11 protein-coding genes and 2 pseudogenes are annotated in these 17,973 nt (G+C 40.9%); 8 read left to right on the top strand and 5 right to left on the bottom strand.

Going from position 1 to position 17,973, the window contains the following annotated elements; genetic code table 11:
* The first annotated feature begins 297 nt into the window (after positions 1-297).
* From HUW48_RS14445 to HUW48_RS14425, 5 genes are read left to right on the top strand one after another with little or no spacing between them, the layout of a single operon-like run.
* Positions 298-1,161, top strand: coding sequence for an STAS domain-containing protein (locus HUW48_RS14445; RefSeq protein WP_182411623.1), 864 nt, complete (start codon positions 298-300; stop codon positions 1,159-1,161).
* Positions 1,162-1,166: 5 nt separating this feature from the next.
* Positions 1,167-1,565: an STAS domain-containing protein gene (locus HUW48_RS14440; protein ID WP_182411622.1), complete on the top strand. Its 399-nt coding sequence runs from the start codon at positions 1,167-1,169 to the stop codon at positions 1,563-1,565.
* Positions 1,549-1,962, top strand: a complete 414-nt coding sequence (locus tag HUW48_RS14435) for an anti-sigma regulatory factor (protein ID WP_182411621.1) — start codon at positions 1,549-1,551, stop codon at positions 1,960-1,962. The genes HUW48_RS14440 and HUW48_RS14435 overlap by 17 nt, the downstream gene beginning before the upstream one ends.
* Positions 1,952-2,977, top strand: a complete 1,026-nt coding sequence (locus HUW48_RS14430) for a SpoIIE family protein phosphatase (protein WP_182411620.1) — start codon at positions 1,952-1,954, stop codon at positions 2,975-2,977. Before HUW48_RS14435 ends, HUW48_RS14430 begins: the two co-directional genes overlap by 11 nt.
* Positions 2,978-2,982: 5 nt before the next feature.
* Positions 2,983-4,326 (top strand): sensor histidine kinase, encoded by a 1,344-nt coding sequence (locus HUW48_RS14425; protein WP_182411619.1) that lies wholly within the window; start codon positions 2,983-2,985, stop codon positions 4,324-4,326.
* A gap of 390 nt (positions 4,327-4,716) precedes the next feature.
* Here the strand turns inward: HUW48_RS14425 and HUW48_RS27040 are convergent.
* Positions 4,717-5,637 (bottom strand): annotated as a pseudogene (locus tag HUW48_RS27040) (bestrophin family protein).
* A gap of 93 nt (positions 5,638-5,730) precedes the next feature.
* Here HUW48_RS27040 and HUW48_RS14415 point away from each other — a divergent pair.
* Both HUW48_RS14415 and hmpA read left to right on the top strand, forming a co-directional pair.
* Positions 5,731-7,617 carry a chloride channel protein gene (locus HUW48_RS14415; protein WP_182411618.1) on the top strand — a complete coding sequence of 629 codons (1,887 nt, stop codon included), beginning with the start codon at positions 5,731-5,733 and terminating at the stop codon, positions 7,615-7,617.
* 331 nt (positions 7,618-7,948) lie between these two features.
* Positions 7,949-9,163, top strand: a complete 1,215-nt coding sequence (gene hmpA / locus HUW48_RS14410; protein WP_246343479.1) for an NO-inducible flavohemoprotein — start codon at positions 7,949-7,951, stop codon at positions 9,161-9,163.
* A 92-nt stretch (positions 9,164-9,255) separates the two neighbouring features.
* Here the strand turns inward: hmpA and HUW48_RS14405 are convergent, their stop codons facing one another.
* A complete protein-coding gene (locus tag HUW48_RS14405) occupies positions 9,256-9,837 on the bottom strand; it encodes an HPP family protein (protein ID WP_182411617.1) in 582 nt (193 codons plus the stop codon).
* Positions 9,838-10,626: 789 nt separating this feature from the next.
* Here HUW48_RS14405 and HUW48_RS14400 point away from each other — a divergent pair.
* A pseudogene (locus HUW48_RS14400) lies at positions 10,627-12,161 on the top strand (SulP family inorganic anion transporter).
* A gap of 450 nt (positions 12,162-12,611) precedes the next feature.
* Here HUW48_RS14400 and HUW48_RS14395 read toward each other — a convergent pair.
* The 3 genes from HUW48_RS14395 to HUW48_RS14385 all read right to left on the bottom strand — a co-directional run bounded on the left by HUW48_RS14395 (position 12,612) and on the right by HUW48_RS14385 (position 17,716).
* Entirely contained in the window at positions 12,612-13,649 is a 1,038-nt protein-coding gene (locus tag HUW48_RS14395) for a sensor histidine kinase (RefSeq protein ID WP_182411616.1), read from the bottom strand.
* A gap of 280 nt (positions 13,650-13,929) precedes the next feature.
* Positions 13,930-16,494, bottom strand: a complete 2,565-nt coding sequence (locus HUW48_RS14390) for a phosphocholine-specific phospholipase C (RefSeq protein ID WP_182411615.1) — start codon at positions 16,492-16,494, stop codon at positions 13,930-13,932.
* Positions 16,495-16,714: 220 nt separating this feature from the next.
* The gene (locus HUW48_RS14385) at positions 16,715-17,716 is read right to left on the bottom strand and encodes a glycoside hydrolase family 43 protein (protein ID WP_182411614.1); all 1,002 of its coding nucleotides are present in this window, start codon (positions 17,714-17,716) and stop codon (positions 16,715-16,717) included.
* Positions 17,717-17,973: the final 257 nt, after the last annotated feature.

Genomic DNA, 17,973 nt, shown 5'->3' with positions numbered 1-17,973 from the left:
TAAACGGAGAGGGATTTTTATTTTTAATTGTTAACTACTTTTAAAAGATATGTTCTTTTAATAATTCAAACTGATAGTTTGACATTAGTGCCTCTTTACTTACAAGCGAATCAAATTTTTTTTTCTATTACTTAGGCAACCCATTCACAAAATCTAATTTATTAACTTAGCTAAAGAATTTAGTTTGCCGGGTACTATGGTTCCATTAACTTATTAGTTACTTTTAAAGCTTAAAGTTAAACGATAACTGATAAGCGATTACGTTCTTCATTTTTAATTTACTATTCCCAAATATATATGCAGTCCCAAACTACTTCTTACCTGAAGAAAAATAAAAAGCGTATTCTGGAGTCTTGGATGAGTAACCAGTTAACCGATGCTACCCTTCGGGAAGACTTAATCTCTAATGAAGAGCTACATACGCAATCAGAAGATTTATTAAATGCTTTTACCAAAGCGTTAAGCAGCGGTAATTTTGATATGGAGTCGGAGGCTTATCAACCCGTAGTGGATATATTAAGTGATATTTCTATCACCCGGGCACGCCAGGGTTTTTCTCCCCGCGAAACCAGTTTATTTGTACTTAGCTTAAAAAGGGCTCTACAGCAAATTTTACATGATGAATTAAAAAACAACATTCCGTTACTTTACCAGGAGGTTTTAGAGTTAAACTCGATTCTGGATAGTTTAAGTATTGTAACCACCGAAACTTTTATTAAAGGTAGAGAAGAAATTATTTTACGGCAAACCGATGAAATCAGTGAAATTTCTACCCCTGTGATCCGGGTATGGGAGGGCATTTTAGCCTTACCTATTATTGGTACCCTGGATAGTGCCCGTACCCAGGTAGTAATGGAAAATTTACTGGAAAAAATTGTTGAAACCGGTAGTCGGATTGCAATTCTGGATATTTCGGGAGTACCCGCGGTGGACTCCTTAGTAGCCCAGCATTTAATTAAAACGGTAAGTGCCACCCGCTTAATGGGTGCCGAATGTATCATTAGCGGTATTCGGGCCGAAATCGCGCAAACTATCGTGCATTTAGGCATCGATTTATCTAATATTTACACCAAAGCTTCTCTGGCTAGTGCCTTAAAATTAGCTTTTAATATGCTCAACATCGAAGTGCGCCGTGGTGAGAAAAAATCAATGGGGTATTAATGGTTATGGATAGAATACCTATTTTAAAAATGGGCGAGTTTTTACTCGTTACCATTCAAGTAGATTTGTACGACCGGCTGGCATTGACCCTGGAAAGTGACTTGATGAATATGGTGAGCCGGACGGAAGCTAAGGGTGTTTTAATTGATATTTCTTCGGTTAGTATTGTGGATTCTTTTATGGGCCGCATACTGGGTAATATTGCTTCTATGTCGAAAATAATGGATGCAGAAACCGTAGTAGTGGGGATGCAACCAGCCGTAGCCATCACTCTGGTGGAATTAGGCTTAACTTTATCGGGGGTACATACTGCCCTGGATGTAGAGATGGGGATGGAACTTCTTCGAAATAAAATTGGGCCAAAACCAAACGAAGAGGAAGATCTCTATGATGACATTATCTAAGGAAAACTTCGAGATAAAACGAGAGCCGGATGTAATATTATACCGAAACCGGGCAAAAGAATTAGCGGCTAAAATTGGCATGAGCCTGGTAGGGCAAACCAAACTTATTACGGCAGCCAGTGAGTTGGTCCGAAACATGCTCCGTTATGCGGAGGGAGGAACAGGTATCATAGAAGTAGTAGTCAGAAATAATATAAAAGGTATTCGATTAACCTTTGCCGATAAAGGCCCAGGGATTAAAGACTTGAAGTTAGCGATGCAAGATGGCTTTTCGACGGGGCGTAGTTTAGGTTTAGGATTACCCGGAGCCAAACGCTTATCTAACGAATTTGATATAAAAAGTGAACCTGGTAAAGGAACAACGGTAACGATTATACGCTGGAAGAATGGATTATAAACTGCACGTGCGGTTTGAGCTTCAGGACCGGAGCTTTTTAAATATCGTTAAACGGGATATTACTAAATTAGCAGAAAGCTTTGGGTTCTCGGAAACTGAAACAGGTAAACTTAATATTTTGGTGGCAGAAATGGCCAGCAATTTAATTAAGCATACCCCCAAAGGGGGAGAGATTCTGGTTAAACCTATTGGCGGAGAAGAGCGGATTACGGGTATCGAGATTCTTAGTCTGGACACAGGTCCGGGTATGACAGATCCTAAACGCATGATGGAAGATGGTATTTCTACGTACGGGTCTAAAGGAGAAGGATTAGGTGCCATTAAACGGATAGCCGATGAATTTGATCTTTATTCTCGTCGCGATTCAGGCACCGTATTGTTAGCCCGATTATTTAAAAAAGGCTACAAGCCGAAAGCAAGCCAGCGTAGCCGGTTTGACCTGAATGCGGTGAAGGTAGCAAAACCCGGAGAAACGTTTTGCGGCGACGGGTGGAGTATGGTACAACAGCCGGAGACTTGCCGTATTTTAATCGTTGATGGTTTAGGCCACGGAGAAAATGCGCACCTAGCTGCGAGCGCGGCAGTTACCTCTTTTCAAAAACAATCCTATACTTCGCCAGCCAGCCAACTACGGGAAGTGCATCAGGACCTTCTGCGAACAAGAGGAGGTGTCATGAATATTGCCACCATAGATTTAAAAAATAATACGCTTACTTACTGTGGTATTGGAAATATTTCGGGTCGTATTTTAGCCACGGAGGGTTCCCGGAATATTATTTCGTATAACGGAATTGTAGGGCACAACTTACCTAATACCATTAATGACCACCAGCTACCCTGGAACAATACGAACATTTTGATTCTTCACTCCGATGGTTTGAAAACCCGTTGGGACCTAAACAAGCACCCGGATTTACTTAGCCATGATACCAGCCTGATAGCCGCTGTATTATACAAAGAATGTAACCGGAAAACGGATGATACTTTAGTTTTAGTGGCTAGAACACGCCCTTAATGCTGATGAAAAAGAATATTATTAAAATTAAAATAGAAAACGAGCTGGATGTAGTGCTCGCGTACAAACGTTCTTTACAGCTAGCCGGATTTTGTGGTATTGCCATGGCGAGCCAAACTAAATTTGCTACCGCTGTATCGGAAATTTGCCGCAATGTATTAGAACATGTAGGCCACGGTCAGATACAATTTAATATTACTGAACTTAAAGGTATATTATACCTGGAAGCCTTAATCAGCGACAGGGGTCGGGGTATTAATAATTTAGAAGAACTACTAAACAAGCACTACCGGCCCCTAACCTCCAAGGGATGGGGTATTTATAACTCTAAAAAACTGGTTGAGCAACTTTTTATCGAAAGTGATAGTGAAAAAGGAACCCAGGTAATGCTCCACAAGGCAATTCCGCATAACCATCCTCCTATCAATAACGCTATTATTCAAGGCTGGAACCAGCATTTTGCCAGTGAGGCAAATATTTCTCCTTACGTGGAGATAAAAAACCAAAACATGCAACTGCTGGAATTACTCGATCAGATACGATTGAAGAATCTGGAGGTGGAACACCAGCTGGACGAAATAAAAAATTTAAATACGCAATTGCAGGCCTCCAACCACGAAATTACCAGTTTACTGCAGGAACGAAATGTAGCCAATGCCCAACTAACTGCCATAAATCAGGAGCTCGACAAGTTTGCTTATATAATCTCCCACGATCTAAAAGCTCCTTTATTCAATATTATTTCGCTTTCGGCTGTTTTACAGGAAAGTATGTTAGAGAATACTTCCGGAGAAATAAATAAGGTTGCCCGAATGGTACAAGAGCAAGCAGAGTCAATGGAAAAATTTATTTCCGACGTTTTAGAGTATTCCAGTACAGGCCGGAATTCTATTTCAAAAAGTACCGTAGATTTAAAGGTGCTATTACCAAAAGTAATCCGGTTCTTAAATGTTCCAGCGCACATTAACATTGAAGTAGCCCCTAACTTACCCGTATTATTTACCGAAGAAATTTATTTGCAACAAATATTTACTAATTTATTAAGCAATGCTATAAAATACAATGACAAACCAGACGGTTTAATCCAGATTACTTATAATCCGGGAGAGTCCTTTATCCAATTAGCAGTAACAGATAACGGACAAGGTATCCCGCTAGAGGATCAACAGCTAATATTTGAACCGTATAAAACAGGAAGCCGGCACCGAAATACCAGTACAGGTCTAGGTTTATCGATTGTTAAAAAGATTGTTCAGTTAAAAAACACGGATATTTGGGTAGAGTCTACAGGCACCAATGGAACAACGGTGTTTTTTAATTGGCCTGTAGAAGAACTGGTGGAAAGCTAAGTTTAGTAGAATGATTTATTTTTAATTCTGAATAATTTAGTTCAAGGAACATTTATTTTTTTCAGGAAAGATCTGTTATGCCTAGAATAAAATTTAAAGTAGTTGCTTTGAACAAAAAATAGTAAATTTTTAAAGATTGCCAGGGGTAATTAAACCCGCTTAACTTTAACCGTTTTTAATTTTTGATTCGCATTAGGCTGGTAGTAAATCCCTGGCGGAGAATATGATTATTAAATACAACCATCTGCATTTTTATCTTTAACAAGGGCATATTGCTGTTTTTTATGATTGCAGGTCCGGAAGGCTAATTAATAGTTAACCAGATTGTCCCCAGTAATTGCTTGTTGCGCACCTTGGAAAATTTTCCCCTTCTCGCTCCAGAAAGCATTTTTAATCAATGAAATAGGTATTTTTTAGGGGCGGTACAGAAGGAAGTTCTATATCTATCATTTCCAGAAGAGTGGACTCTATCATTTTACTCATTCCATTTAACGCCAGATCGTTAGGTTCTAGACCAAAGGGCTCTTCAATCTCACTCACCACGGCATCTAAGCCCATGAAGGCATAACCCGTTAATACAACAAATAAGGGCGTTATCCAGCCGCTACTATCTACTAAACCAAAAGGCAGCAAAAAACAGTAAGCATAAACGGTGCGGTGTAAAAGCAAGCTGTAGGGGAAGGGAATGGGCGTGTTGGCAATTCTTTCGCAGCCCCCAACAATTTCGGATAGTTTGTTTAAATTAAAGTCAAAAGCCGTTTGCGTCACAGAATCAATGTGTCCTTTCTGATTTCTTTGCTATACCCAAATTCCTAATTCTTTTAAGATCCGGATAGGCTTATACTTATCTTTCTGGATAGAAGAGACTAAGGGCCCCGGTAACAACCTGGCCAGGTCCGGGGTAGCTTCCGTTTGCCGGAGTTGGTGCTTTAAGGCATAGGTGAAAGCAATTAAAAGATGCACAAACAAATTTACCAGAGGCGATTTTTCCGGTAAGCCGCTCATGGTTAAGCCCTGGCGGGTTAAAGACCGGGTTGTATTTAAGAGCGAGCCCCAGAGCTTACGCGCTTCCCAAAACCGTTCATAACTGGCATTATTCCGGAACCCTAAGAAAATGGCCAAAGCAATACCAATAAAAGTTAAAGGAACCGGATTAAAAGAAAAATTATAATTTAATAACCTGCCCCTAAAGTAGACCACCAGTACAGAAAATAAAAATAAGAAGATTAACCTAGGCAAAATATCCTTGAGAATAGAGCCCCGCCAGACAAAAAGCAGACGGAGCCAATTTTGTTTTTCTCTTACAATCATGAATGCACTTTGGGAACGTCGTAAATTTAGAACTACCTATCTTTGCTGTAACTACGTATGAAAGTATTGGAAGAACAACGATAAAAACACTAAATGGAAAGAAATATTTTTAATAAAGGAATTCCTATTTCAGTTTCTTTAACTCCCACCTTAGAGGCAGAGAACTTTCGGCCCCAAATTTCACCCAATAAAAAAAGGCTCTTACTTATGGCCGCCTTGGCTGTTTTAGTAGGAGTGTGTATCAGCTTTATTGCTAAATTATTAGTTTATTTAATCGACCTGGTTACCAATATTGCCTTTTATGGAAACGTATCAGTAGAGCCCACTAGTCCGGCATATCACTCCTTAGGCCCGTTTGTGATAGTGGTGCCCGCTATTGGCGGAATAATTATTGGTTTAATGGCTTTGTACGGTTCCAAAGCCATTCGGGGGCATGGTATACCGGAGGCGATGGAACAGGTTTTAACTAATCAAAGTAAAATAAAACCTTCTATTACTTATCTTAAACCTATTTCTTCGGCTATTTCCATTGGCACAGGAGGACCTTTTGGAGCAGAAGGACCCATTATTGCCACAGGTGGGGCATTAGGTTCCACGTTGGGGCAATTGTTAAATATTACCCACATTGAACGTAAAATATTACTCGCCGCCGGAGCCACTGCCGGTATGTCGGCCATATTCGGCAGCCCTATTGCCGCTATTTTCCTGGCCATTGAGTTGTTATTATTTGAATTTTCGCCCCGTTCTATTATTCCGGTAGCTTTGGCTTGTATTACCGGAGCCGCCGGACACCATTATTTATTTGAAACTGGGCCAGTTTTCCCTATAGAAAGAATTATTGGCGTTCCTTCTAACACCGCCTTAGCAGGCTACAGCGTTATCGGAATTTTAGTAGGAATAATATCGGTGCTGGTAACCAAGGCCGTTTATTGGATTGAAGATACTTTTGAAAAGCTGCCGATTCATTGGATGTGGTGGCCCGCTTTGGGTGGATTAGTAGTAGGAGTGGTGGGTTATTTTGCTCCGCGTACCTTGGGCGTAGGCTATGAAAATATTACCGATATTCTCTCAGGTACGATGCCCTTACAAATAGTGGTATCGTTGTGTTTTTTAAAATTCATTTCCTGGTCTATTGCTTTGGGTAGCGGAACGTCTGGTGGTACCCTGGCTCCTTTGTTAACGATTGGAGCAGCTACGGGGGCTTTATTAGGCGGACTGATTAACTATTTATTTCCAGGTGCGGGTATTACGCTTACTTTGGCGGCTTTGGTAGGCATGTCGGCCATGTTTGCGGGGGCTTCCCGGGCGCTACTTACCTCTATTATTTTTGCCATTGAAACCACGGCACAATCGAATGCCTTGTTGCCGCTATTAGCTTCCTGTACCGCCTCGTATTTTATTTCTTTCTTTCTGATGGAAAATACCATTATGACCGAAAAAATTGCCCGTCGGGGGGTAAAAACACCGCATTCTTATGAACCGGATATTTTGGAAAAAACAAACATCGGCCAGGTAATTCAGGAGAACGGACTCGCTCTAAGTGCGGAAAATCAGATTGGCGAAGTCCGGGAATGGCTGGAAAAGGAACAAGAAGATACCAGCAACTATTTTGTTATTGTAAATCAGGACCAAAGCTTTAAGGGTATAATCAGTTCCTCCAATCTATTTAGTAATCATCATCAACCGGATACTTTAGTAGGAACACTCATTAAACGAAAACCCGCTTCTATTTCTATTGCTAGCAGCCTGCGCACTGCAGTAGAAATAATGGCGAAAGAAAATGTAGATGTTTTACCCGTAGTATCAAAAGAAAATACTTTGATCGGCGTGCTCACTTATAAAGATATAATTGCGGCCTATAAAAAGAACATAGAAGAGCACGAAAAACAAGTTCCTAATCTCTCCCTGAAAAAGTACCGGCTGCGGATATTACAACACGGACAAAAATTAATAACAACGGGAAAAAAGAATAATAAATAAAACTAAGTAAAGAGACAAATTAAATGATAGATGATGAGTAAGGGGAAAAGCTCCCCTCCTAAGTTTAATAGAAGTAGGATTGGTTGATTTTCAACTAAAGTTGTGCATGAAAATGAACATTTATTTTTGTCGAGGTACTTATAACTCAGCAACTGGTAAAAAGTGATTATAGGTAAGTTTTTAGTGAAATTAGTTTAGTTGGTGACGAAATCTATCTACTTAAATTTTCGTCTTAACAATGATAAATATCCTGTAGTAATATGATAGATGTTATAAAGCCTAACCCTAGAAGGTAATAAGTTTGCGCCGGTAATCTTTTTAAAAATTAATTATGATCACACCAAGGCAAAAAGAATTAATTAAGGCTACTGTACCCATCTTAAAAGAACATGGTGTAGCTTTAACCTCTCATTTCTACAAGCGCATGTTTACGCATCACCCGGAATTAAAGCATGTCTTTAACATGGGCAATCAACAGAGTGGCAAGCAGCAAACAGCTTTAGCAATGGCCGTACTCAATTACGCCGACAACATCGAGAATCTTTCTGTTTTACGTTCCTCTGTTACTCAAATTGCTCATAAACATACTAGTTTAGACATCCGTCCCGAACATTATGCTATTGTTGGAAAACACTTACTCGCTTCTATTGGAGAAGTGCTGGGCGAAGGAGCCACGCCGGAATTACTGGAGGCTTGGGGAGTTGCTTACGGTCAATTAGCTGATATTATGACCGGGATTGAAACCGGCCTTTATAAAGGTGCCACCGCCAAAGAAGGAGGATGGACCGGATGGCGTCCCTTTCTGGTAAAACAAAAAGAGCGGGAGTCTGCCGAGATTACTTCGTTTTATTTTTATCCGGCGGATGGAGGAAGAGTAGCCGATTTTCAACCTGGGCAGTACGTAAGTGTGCGTTTGTTTCTGCCGGAGTTAAATTTGTTTCAGCCCCGGCAATATAGTTTATCGAATGCACCTAACGGAGAGTATTACCGGATTTCGGTGAAAAAGGAAGCAGGTGCGAACCTTCGACCGAACGGCTTAATCAGTAACCGTCTGCATGATCACATTGAGGAGGGAGATATTGTAGAAATTTCTGCGCCAGCCGGGGACTTTATTCTAAATACGAGTAAATCCGGACCCGTGGTGCTCATTAGCGGAGGCGTGGGGCAAACTCCTTTGCTTAGTATGTTAGATTATCTTATCAGCACTAATAGCCCGCGAGAAATTGTGTGGGTGCATGGTTCCCGACATCCGAATGTACACGCTTTTAAAGATCGCATTGAAGCTTTACATGGCCAGCAACAGCGATTTAAGCGGCACATATTCTATGACCAATTAGAGGAAATAGCACCCGAACACCCTTACTATGCAGGAGTGGTAAATTTAAAGCAACTAAAAGAAAAAGCTATTCTGCCCGGAGCAGATTATTATATCTGTGGGCCAGCTCCCTTTATTCAAAAACAGTTTCAGGATTTAAGAGCGCTGGAAGTAAACAAAGCTGCCATTCATTACGAAGAATTTGGCCCAAATGTATTAGCCCTTCATTAACGAATTAAAGAAAGCAAGCAGATAACATCAAAGTTTCGTTCCAAGAGATAGAAGCTTGGAGCGAAACTAATATGGGTGATTTAGTAAATTTTTTAGCGGTATCGTCGTTTCCATACTTTATACCAGTTCTTGTTCATCGGATAACGGCGGTGTGGCGTTAAGTTATTGAAAATTAAGGCTACCAGTAGAAGAATCAGCACCCCCGATAGCACCGGACTTAATACGTATAAGTAGCCTAAACTTTGAATTTTAGGTGAACCAATAGTTGCAATCAAGGCGGTAGCTCCTCCTGGCGGATGCAGGGTTTTCGTTATTTGCATCAGCACAATAGAGAGCGACACCGAGAGAGCACTGGCCAGCCACATTTCATGCGGAATTAACTGATGAACGGTAACTCCTACTAAAGCCGAGAGAACGTGCCCCCCAATCAGATTACGTGGTTGGGCCAAAGGGCTATTAATTATACCATACGTTAACACCGAAGAAGCTCCAAAAGAGCCAATTAAAAAGAGATTATCGGAAGCAGAGAAATAGCGACTGTTTAGTAAACCAATTAAGCTAATGCCCATAAAAGAGCCAATAAAAGTCCAGAAGTGTTCTTTGTAATCCAGCAGCGTTTCTTTATAAAAAACATACCGGGCTCGCTTGGCATGCTTTTTCAACTTTTTCTTCATGAAAGAATTTCTAAATAGAATTTCGAACAAAGGTATGAAGAGAAAGTTTCCCGGAAAGATTTACTGGCAAATTTGAGGCGTTGATCATTGTTTTAATCAAAATACATTCCTGTTTTGGAACGCTGTTTCTAAACCCTGCGTAAATTAGATAAGTCTTTGTCAAAGTTTAAGATTAACTAAAAAGCCTAACTTTTAATTTGTTAGGCTTTTTAGTTTTATATTCTATGCGGATTAACTAATCCAAATGATGATCGTTTCGTTTTTAAAAATGCCGCATAAAATAAACTACTTTAGAGATCTCTAAAACTTAAAACTATTTAAAGATAATAGTACCAGTAAGGAGATGAGGTAATAAAATTTCCCGCGACTTGCTATTTGTACCTGAAAGTAAGTTAGATGTTCCAGTATGGGAAATAATAACAACGAATTCGCAAAAAAGCAGTCGTGAGCGGCAGTTGTAAAGCTAATAAAACAAGCTGAATTTTCTCTTGCCGGAGCAGTTTCTTGAAGTGCTGAAGTCTAGTAATTGTTTTATGCACGGTTGTCGCCGCTTAATACTTAATGCGTAACTTAAATAAAAGATACATTATATAATTAAACCAATAGACAATAAATTAAATTTTTATTTTAGTAAAACTATGTATTCTGCTACTTTTGCGGCGCAATGAGATCTATTATTTATTATAGTCCGGTAACCCCGCCCTGAGTTTCTATACTCTCTATTTGCACCTTCTTCTGCTCCGGAAGGCGCTTGTATTTTCTAAAATTTTTCAATTTACCTAGTTAAGGATGAAGCCTTATTTACGTCTGTTTGACTTTTCTCAAAAGGTTAATTACAAAAATGAAATTCTGGCGGGTTTAACGGTAGCCATGACCATGATGCCGGAATCCCTGTCGTTTGCCATTTTGGCCGGGTTTCCCCCTTTAGTTGGTTTACATGCCTCTTTTATTATGGGCTTAGTAACTGCTATTTTTGGCGGAAGACCGGGCTTAATTTCGGGTGGGGCTGGTGCTACCGCAGTGGTTTTAATTGCTCTTATGAAATCGCATGGCATCGAATATGTTTTTGCCGCAGTGGCTTTAGCCGGAGTTGTACAAATTCTGGTAGGATTATTCAAAATGGGGAAGTTTATCCGTCTGGTGCCGCAGCCGGTAATGTTTGGTTTTGTAAACGGTTTGGCAGTAATTATTTTTATGGCCCAATTAGAGCAATTTAAAACCGTAGTAAACGGGCAAGTAACCTGGCTGACGGGCCAACCACTACTAATAATGGCCGGTTTAGTTGCTTTAACTATTGCCTTAGTGGTGTTATTTCCCCGCATTACTAAAGCCATTCCTCCTTCCTTAGCTGCTATTATAGTGGTTTTTCTGGTAGTGTTGGGTTTTGAATTGGATACCAGAACAGTGAAAGATATTGCCTCGGTAAGCGGAGGTTTTCCACCCTTTCACATCCCCAAGGTTCCTTTTTCACTGGACACATTAAAAGTAATTACTCCTTATGCCTTTATTATGGCAGGAGTGGGTTTAACCGAAGGATTGTTGACTCTGAATCTGGTAGACGAAATTACCGCCTCCCGGGGCAATGGTAACCGGGAATGTCTGGCGCAGGGGGGGCTAATATCCTGAACGGATTTTTCTTCGGAATGGGAGGTTGTCCGATGATTGCGCAAACGTTGGTAAACCTCTCCGCCGGAGCAAGAGCCAGGCTGTCTGGTATTATCGCCGCACTCACCATATTATTAATTATTTTTATTGGTGCACCCGTAATTGAAAGAGTTCCCATGGCGGCGTTAACCGGAGTAATGATTATGGTGGCTATCGGAACCTTTGAATGGATGAGCTTTCGGATAATTAATAAAATGCCCCGGCAAGATGTTTTTGTGGGAATCCTTGTAGCTGTAATTACCATTTGGTTACATAATCTGGCTTTGGCTGTGCTGGTGGGCGTTATTATTTCGGCTTTGGTATTTGCCTGGGATAGTGCCAAACGAATCAGGGCCAGAAAATACATTGATGAAAAAGGAATTAAGCATTATGAAATATACGGTCCTCTTTTCTTTGGTTCCGTAACTGCCTTTAATGAAAAGTTTGAGATCTCTAATGATCCGCAAGAAGTAATCATCGACTTTAAAGATAGTCGGGTGGCAGATATGTCGGGAATAGAAGCCTTGAATAAGCTTACCGAGCGGTATTACCTGGCCGGAAAAAAATTACATCTCAAGCATTTAAGCGAAGACTGCCGTTTATTGTTAAAAAATGCACAATCAGTAATTGATGTTAATATTTTAGAAGATCCTATCTATCATGTTGCAGCCGATAAATAACACTTATACACTATTCTGCTGCCAAGGGCTTATTTTAAAGTGAGTTCGAAAGAAAAGAACCCCCTCAGAAATGAGATATTCTATTCCCATTAGAGTCCTTCAGCAGGAAATTATTTGAAATAGTTTCCTGCTGAAGGACTCTAATAAACAAAAAAACAGCAGAAGTATAGTTTTAACTGTGCTAAGAGTATTTTTTTTGTATAAGTAAGTGCTTGTCTCGAATGCACTTTATTTAAATAAAACTAAGAAGCAAAATAAATTAAAACAGGCGAAGAGCGCTTTTAAAAACCCGATTAAGTTAACAACTAACGATTTAGTAAATCAGGTTCCCAGCTGCGGCTCACGTACCGCTTGTTGTTAAATGGGGAATTCAGAGCCAGCTTATATTTACCTTAAAATGCTCCAGTGTTATGGTTACAGAGTTGGCTACAAGTATTTTATCTTCAATAATTAAGATGTTAATACGGCGGCTGGTTTTAGCAGCGGAACCTTCACTGTAAAATTGTTTTCTTCATGTAAAATAATAATATCCGGTTGATGCAAAATCTTGTATTTAGCAGCTATGTTAGCCAAACCCATGCCAGTAGAGGAAGCTGCTACTCGTTTTAATTGCAGGTTATTGCTTACTACCAACCATTCTTCCGCTTCGTTCTGGATACTTACTACTAACGGTTTGCGAACAGATACCTGGTTGTGCTTCATGGCATTTTCCAGCAAAATTTGTAAAGTAAGTGGCGGAATCAGGCAATCGTGAACACTATCAGTTACTTCAACCTTTAGGGAAATGCCTTCGCCGAAACGTGTGCGAAGTAAAAAATAATAAGCTTGGGTAAACTGAAGTTCCTGGTCCAGGGCAATGAGGCCTTTTTCGTTGCTTTGCAAAAGATAACGATATACCTGGGCTAATTCGGCGATAAATTTTACGGCTTGAGCCTGGTCTTTTTCTACCAAAGCGGTTAAGGTATTTAAACTATTAAATAGAAAATGCGGCTTCACCTGATTCTTTAGCGATTCGAGTTGAATTAGTAAGTTTATTTTTTTGAGTTCTTCGGCTTCTTGGGTAGCTATTTTCCAGGCTTCCATATAAAATAGTAATTCGTAAAAAGCGGCTACTAAAACGCCGTACAAAAACGTATACATGTAGCCATAAAATAGAAAAAAAGGATTAACGGCTAAAAGTTCTTTAGGGCTTTCGTGCAGCAACATGGTACCGGTAAATAAAACGGCATTGCCTCCTAATACGGCAAGTACTTCCAGGGTAAACCTTTTGGTAGAGGGTTTTAAAGCGTACCAACGATGAAAATACACTACCACTAAGCGGCTGGTTTCCCAAATGATTACCGCAGGAATTAAGGTATTATCTATTATCCATTGCCAGGTAATGGCCCCTTCCATAGCAAAGTTAACTGAACCGAATAATCCAAATCGGAGCAGAGCCAGAATTATAATTCCAATTAAGCGAATCCAGTAGCTTTGGGTTAGTTTCAAGGGTAATAGTAAGGAGAAGATCCACCACAAAGTAAGAAACCAGCTTGGAACCAGCAAACCGATAACTGACTCACTGGCCCAAATACTGGTTTAATTAGTAGAAAAAACTGACTGAATGGTTATAAAGGTTAATATAGAACATCGCGTACAACCAAAATAGAAAGAATTAAAACAGCCATGGGAAAATAGTATGAATTAAGCTAACTCCTTTTACTTAAGTGCACTTGTTTCATTTAATTATTAGCTGGGTAACGGCAATAAAGAGCAGATTTTAGTAAATTTAAACAACTGCCCGGCCCATAAACGGATCGGTAGAGCCGTGCTTGCCCGTTTCTACCCGGCCGGCAAATCTTTGTTCAAAAGAAGTATGCCCCGTTACTTTTACACTGAAATCGTACCAGTTAGAACTGCGTTTTAAGTCCAGGTTTATAGTTACTTCTGCCTGCCCCGAAGCGGTAGGTTTTACTTGTTTTTTTATATTATTGGCTTTATACGCAAGGTCAATAATCTCCACGGTATACGCCTGATTTTTACTGGTATTCTTAATTTTTAATTGGGCATTGCCGGTTAGTTGTTTTTTGTTCTTCGGGTGGCGTTCGTATTCTAATTGTATTTCCAGAGCCGGATCCTGGGCGTTGCCCATAAACTCCCTGAAAAAACCATTGGGACCGTACGTTCTTAAATGGTAGGCGTTGTTCTCAAAAGCCGCTAGGGGCCAGGTTTGGGCCAATTTGTCACCGGCGCTTACGGCAAAAGCCCAGTTGGCCAAAGTATCGGTTATGAGTTGTTGCTGGGCGTTGGTTTGCCGGAACGTACCCGGAGCATACACCTGAAAAGGAACGCCTGCGGTTTTGTCGCCAAATATGTCCGAGTTAGAAGCAAAACTTACTTTAAAGGCCCTTTTATCAGCGCTTAGTTGGCCGTTAGCGTAAATCTGGTAAGGTAAGGCGCAGGAGTTGCGGGTGCCTTGCTCTTGTTGCGGTAATAACTCCGAGGTATTTTTATTAATACTTTCCACTTCTTGCGGAGTTAATAATTTAAAACCCGCGGGCAGGTCTTTGAATTTGGCCTGGTGAATGCTTTGAATAAAGGCATTTTTATTAACCGATGTAGGTAGGGTAAATTTCTCGTTGTTGTAAGGTCGGAACACCGAAGTTAAGTCGCCGCAAATGCTACGCCGCCACGAACTAATGTTGGTTTCTTCTATTTTCTGGCTGGTCTTTTTATTTAAAAAAGTTTCTAAAAATTGCAGACAAGAAGTATGATCAAATACCTGCGAATTTACCCATCCGCCCCGGCTCCAGGGCGAAGCTATTACCATGGGTACCCGGTAGCCTAAACCAATCGGGCTTTCGCGCAGCCGGTCGGCGGAGTAGCCTCTTTCTTTTTCCTGGGCCATGGTAACATGCTCTACCCGGGTGTCAAGGTTTTTAGAAGCTAAACCAGTTTCGGGCCGGTCTGGGTGCGGCGGCACGAACGGGGGAACGTGATCAAAATAGCCGTCGTTTTCGTCGTAGTTTAAAACAAAAATGGTTTTTTTCCAGACTTCCGGATTTTGGGTAAGAATATCCAGCACTTCCGACACGTACCAGGCCCCGTACCACGGCGAACCCGGATGGTCGGAGAAATTAGAAGAAGCTACTAACCAGGAAACCGTAGGCAAGTTGCCGGTTTGCACATCCTTTCGGAATTGATGTAACACATCGCCTTTGGGCACGTTTACTTCGCGCTCCGTGCCGTTGTCGTTGTAAGTAAGCCGGGTAAGTTCGTGATAATCCGGGTCGTGCAGGTTAGTCACAAAGGCTTTGGCGTGAATGCTTTTCTCCCGGTCGCTTAGTTTATTATAGCGTTCCGGAGTCCATTCTTTTTGTTCCTGCAGAATGGCGACTAAATCTTTTCTCTTTTTATCGAGTTGTTTTTTTTGTTCCTCGCTTAATTTGTTCTGCTGATTTTCTTTTTCTAAAGCTTCTATTTCTTGTTTTAAAGAAACGGGCCGTTTTTGTAAATATTCCAGATGTTTGGCGTGCAGTCGCACGTTGTACTGGGCAAAAAATTCTAAATCGTTATCGGTAAAATTCGCCAACCAATCATCCTTTTCGCCTTCTAAACCGGTGTCAATACTTAGCTCATTCTGGTAAACTTTCCAGGAAACGCCCGCATCTTCTAACCGTTCCGGGAAGGTAGTCCAGCGCAAATCTTTGTGGTCGATTTCGCCGTTCCAGACGTGGGCTTTGGATTTTTCGTGCTGCTCTTCGCGGATGGTACCGGTCCAGAAAAAACACCGGTTCGGACTGGTGCCCGTTAAGGCCGAACAGAAATACTGGTCGCAGACGGTAAAGGCATCGGCTAGGGAGTAATAAAAAGGAATATCGGCCCGGTTAAAGTAGCCCAGCGTTAAGGGCAAATGGGCATAGTCTTTATTGCCCGAATTTTTAAAATCCAGCCATTTATCGTACTTGCCGTTGTTGCGGGCATCTACCTGGTCGGCCCAGGAATGGGGCAAAGCGCTCATCCAGGTAGATTTGGTGTCTTTCAGGTTTAACCGGAAAGGAGCGAAGGTTTGGCCAGCCGCATTGGATTGCAGCCACACTTTGTTTTTATTCGGTAAGTCCATGGCCCTTGGGTCGTTAAAACCCCGCACGCCCTGGAGTGTACCATAAGCATGATCGAAGGAGCGGTTTTCCTGCATCAAAAAAACAACGTGTTCGGCATCCAGGTAGGTACTGCCGGGCGACGCATTAATAGCCAAAGCTTTTTGGATGGAGGCTGGTATAGCACCCAGCAAACCAGCGCCCATAGTTAAAACGGCCGCTTTTTTTAAAAATTCTCTTCTTGAATCTGGCATTTTACTTCTACTAAACGATCATCTACTTTTTAAACAGAATTGCTCCCCTGTAACCATATAGCTGTTTATAATTCCGTTAAAAAGATTTACTAAATTATTGTAAACATTTTAGTAAATCTGGATGGTTAATTTATATGTTTTACCACCAAACTTTTATACTACTATCTCTTTGGGTTTGTGGTATGTAATAACCTCTAGGAAGTTTTGGGCATCTATACGTTTAAGGTATAAAAGGCTTGCCCATTACCAATTTGTCGCCCGATACATCTACTTCAAACAAATGAGGAATACGGCGATAACGGCCCTTTATACTTTTATGACTATGAAGGGACATTAGTAACTTACCCTCTAAATTGCGGAACAACATGCCGTGCCCGTAATTAGGCGGGGTAATCGGTTTACTTTCCTGTATCCAGGGGCCATCTAGGGTGCCACTTTGGGAATAGGCCACTCCTTGAGTGTAAACATCGTAAATCCAACTGGTCCATATCATACCTAACCGACCGGTTTTCGTTTGAAATAAATAGGGGCCATCGGTTACTTTATTAGGACGGTCGTTCCCCTTTTCATCTTTTTCCCGGCTCCAGGGAGCATCACTGGCCCGAAACATCACCTTTCCGGTACCAACGGTGCCACTTAAATCAGGTTTCAATTCAATTTTTTCGATAGTTCCGTTTAAGTTTTGGAGCCATTCGTAACAGTAAACCATATAAGGTTTTTTGTCTTTATCTACCCAAAGTGTGCCATCCAGAGTTGGCATATTGGCCGGCAAATAAGTAGGATCTTGCATGGGTACATAGGGGCCATCGGGCTTATTGCTTACCAGTACGTGGCAGGCCCTGCGTTCTATTACATTGCCTTTAACGGTGTCTATTTTAACAGCGCGGTTAGTGAAGGTGGCAAAATAATAGTACTTGCCTTTAAACGGGTGAATTTCGGCTGCCCATATCATCGGTTTGGGTCCCATCCAGGAATTAGAGTCAGTTTTTGTTACGGTGTAAGGTCCATCCCAAAGCTTTAAATCGTTGCTCTTCCAGAGCATACCGCCCGTCCCGGTCATGTAGTACAGGTTCGTTTTAGAATCTGCCAGAATAAAAGGATCACTTAAAACAATAGAATCCAACGGTATATTTTTCCTGACTTCCCGTACTCTGTTTTCTTGAGCCTTGGTTAAAAAAGAAAAAAACAAACAACTTAATAAAGCTAACCCTAGACGTTTCATATTATTATAAAGGAATCTTTAAAGTAATCAGAATACTGAACGGAATCTAATTGGCCTGCAGGTAGAGAAACCAATCTTTAAATGGCGGATAAAGTACCAGAGTTTTTTACAAAAAACTAATTTTAGATGAAATTAGGTTGTGATGTGGCTTGGGTAAGTAGCAGCAGCAATGCGTATTAATCAAATTCCTTTTTGCACAGAAGTTTAATCCTATATGTTGTTTATTTATAAGTAGCTAGCGCCAAATTCCAGGTTAT

This window comes from Adhaeribacter radiodurans (assembly GCF_014075995.1).
In the GTDB taxonomy this organism is placed as follows: Bacteria; Bacteroidota; Bacteroidia; order Cytophagales; family Hymenobacteraceae; genus Adhaeribacter; species Adhaeribacter radiodurans.
This window is presented reverse-complemented; position numbering and strand designations above follow the sequence as displayed.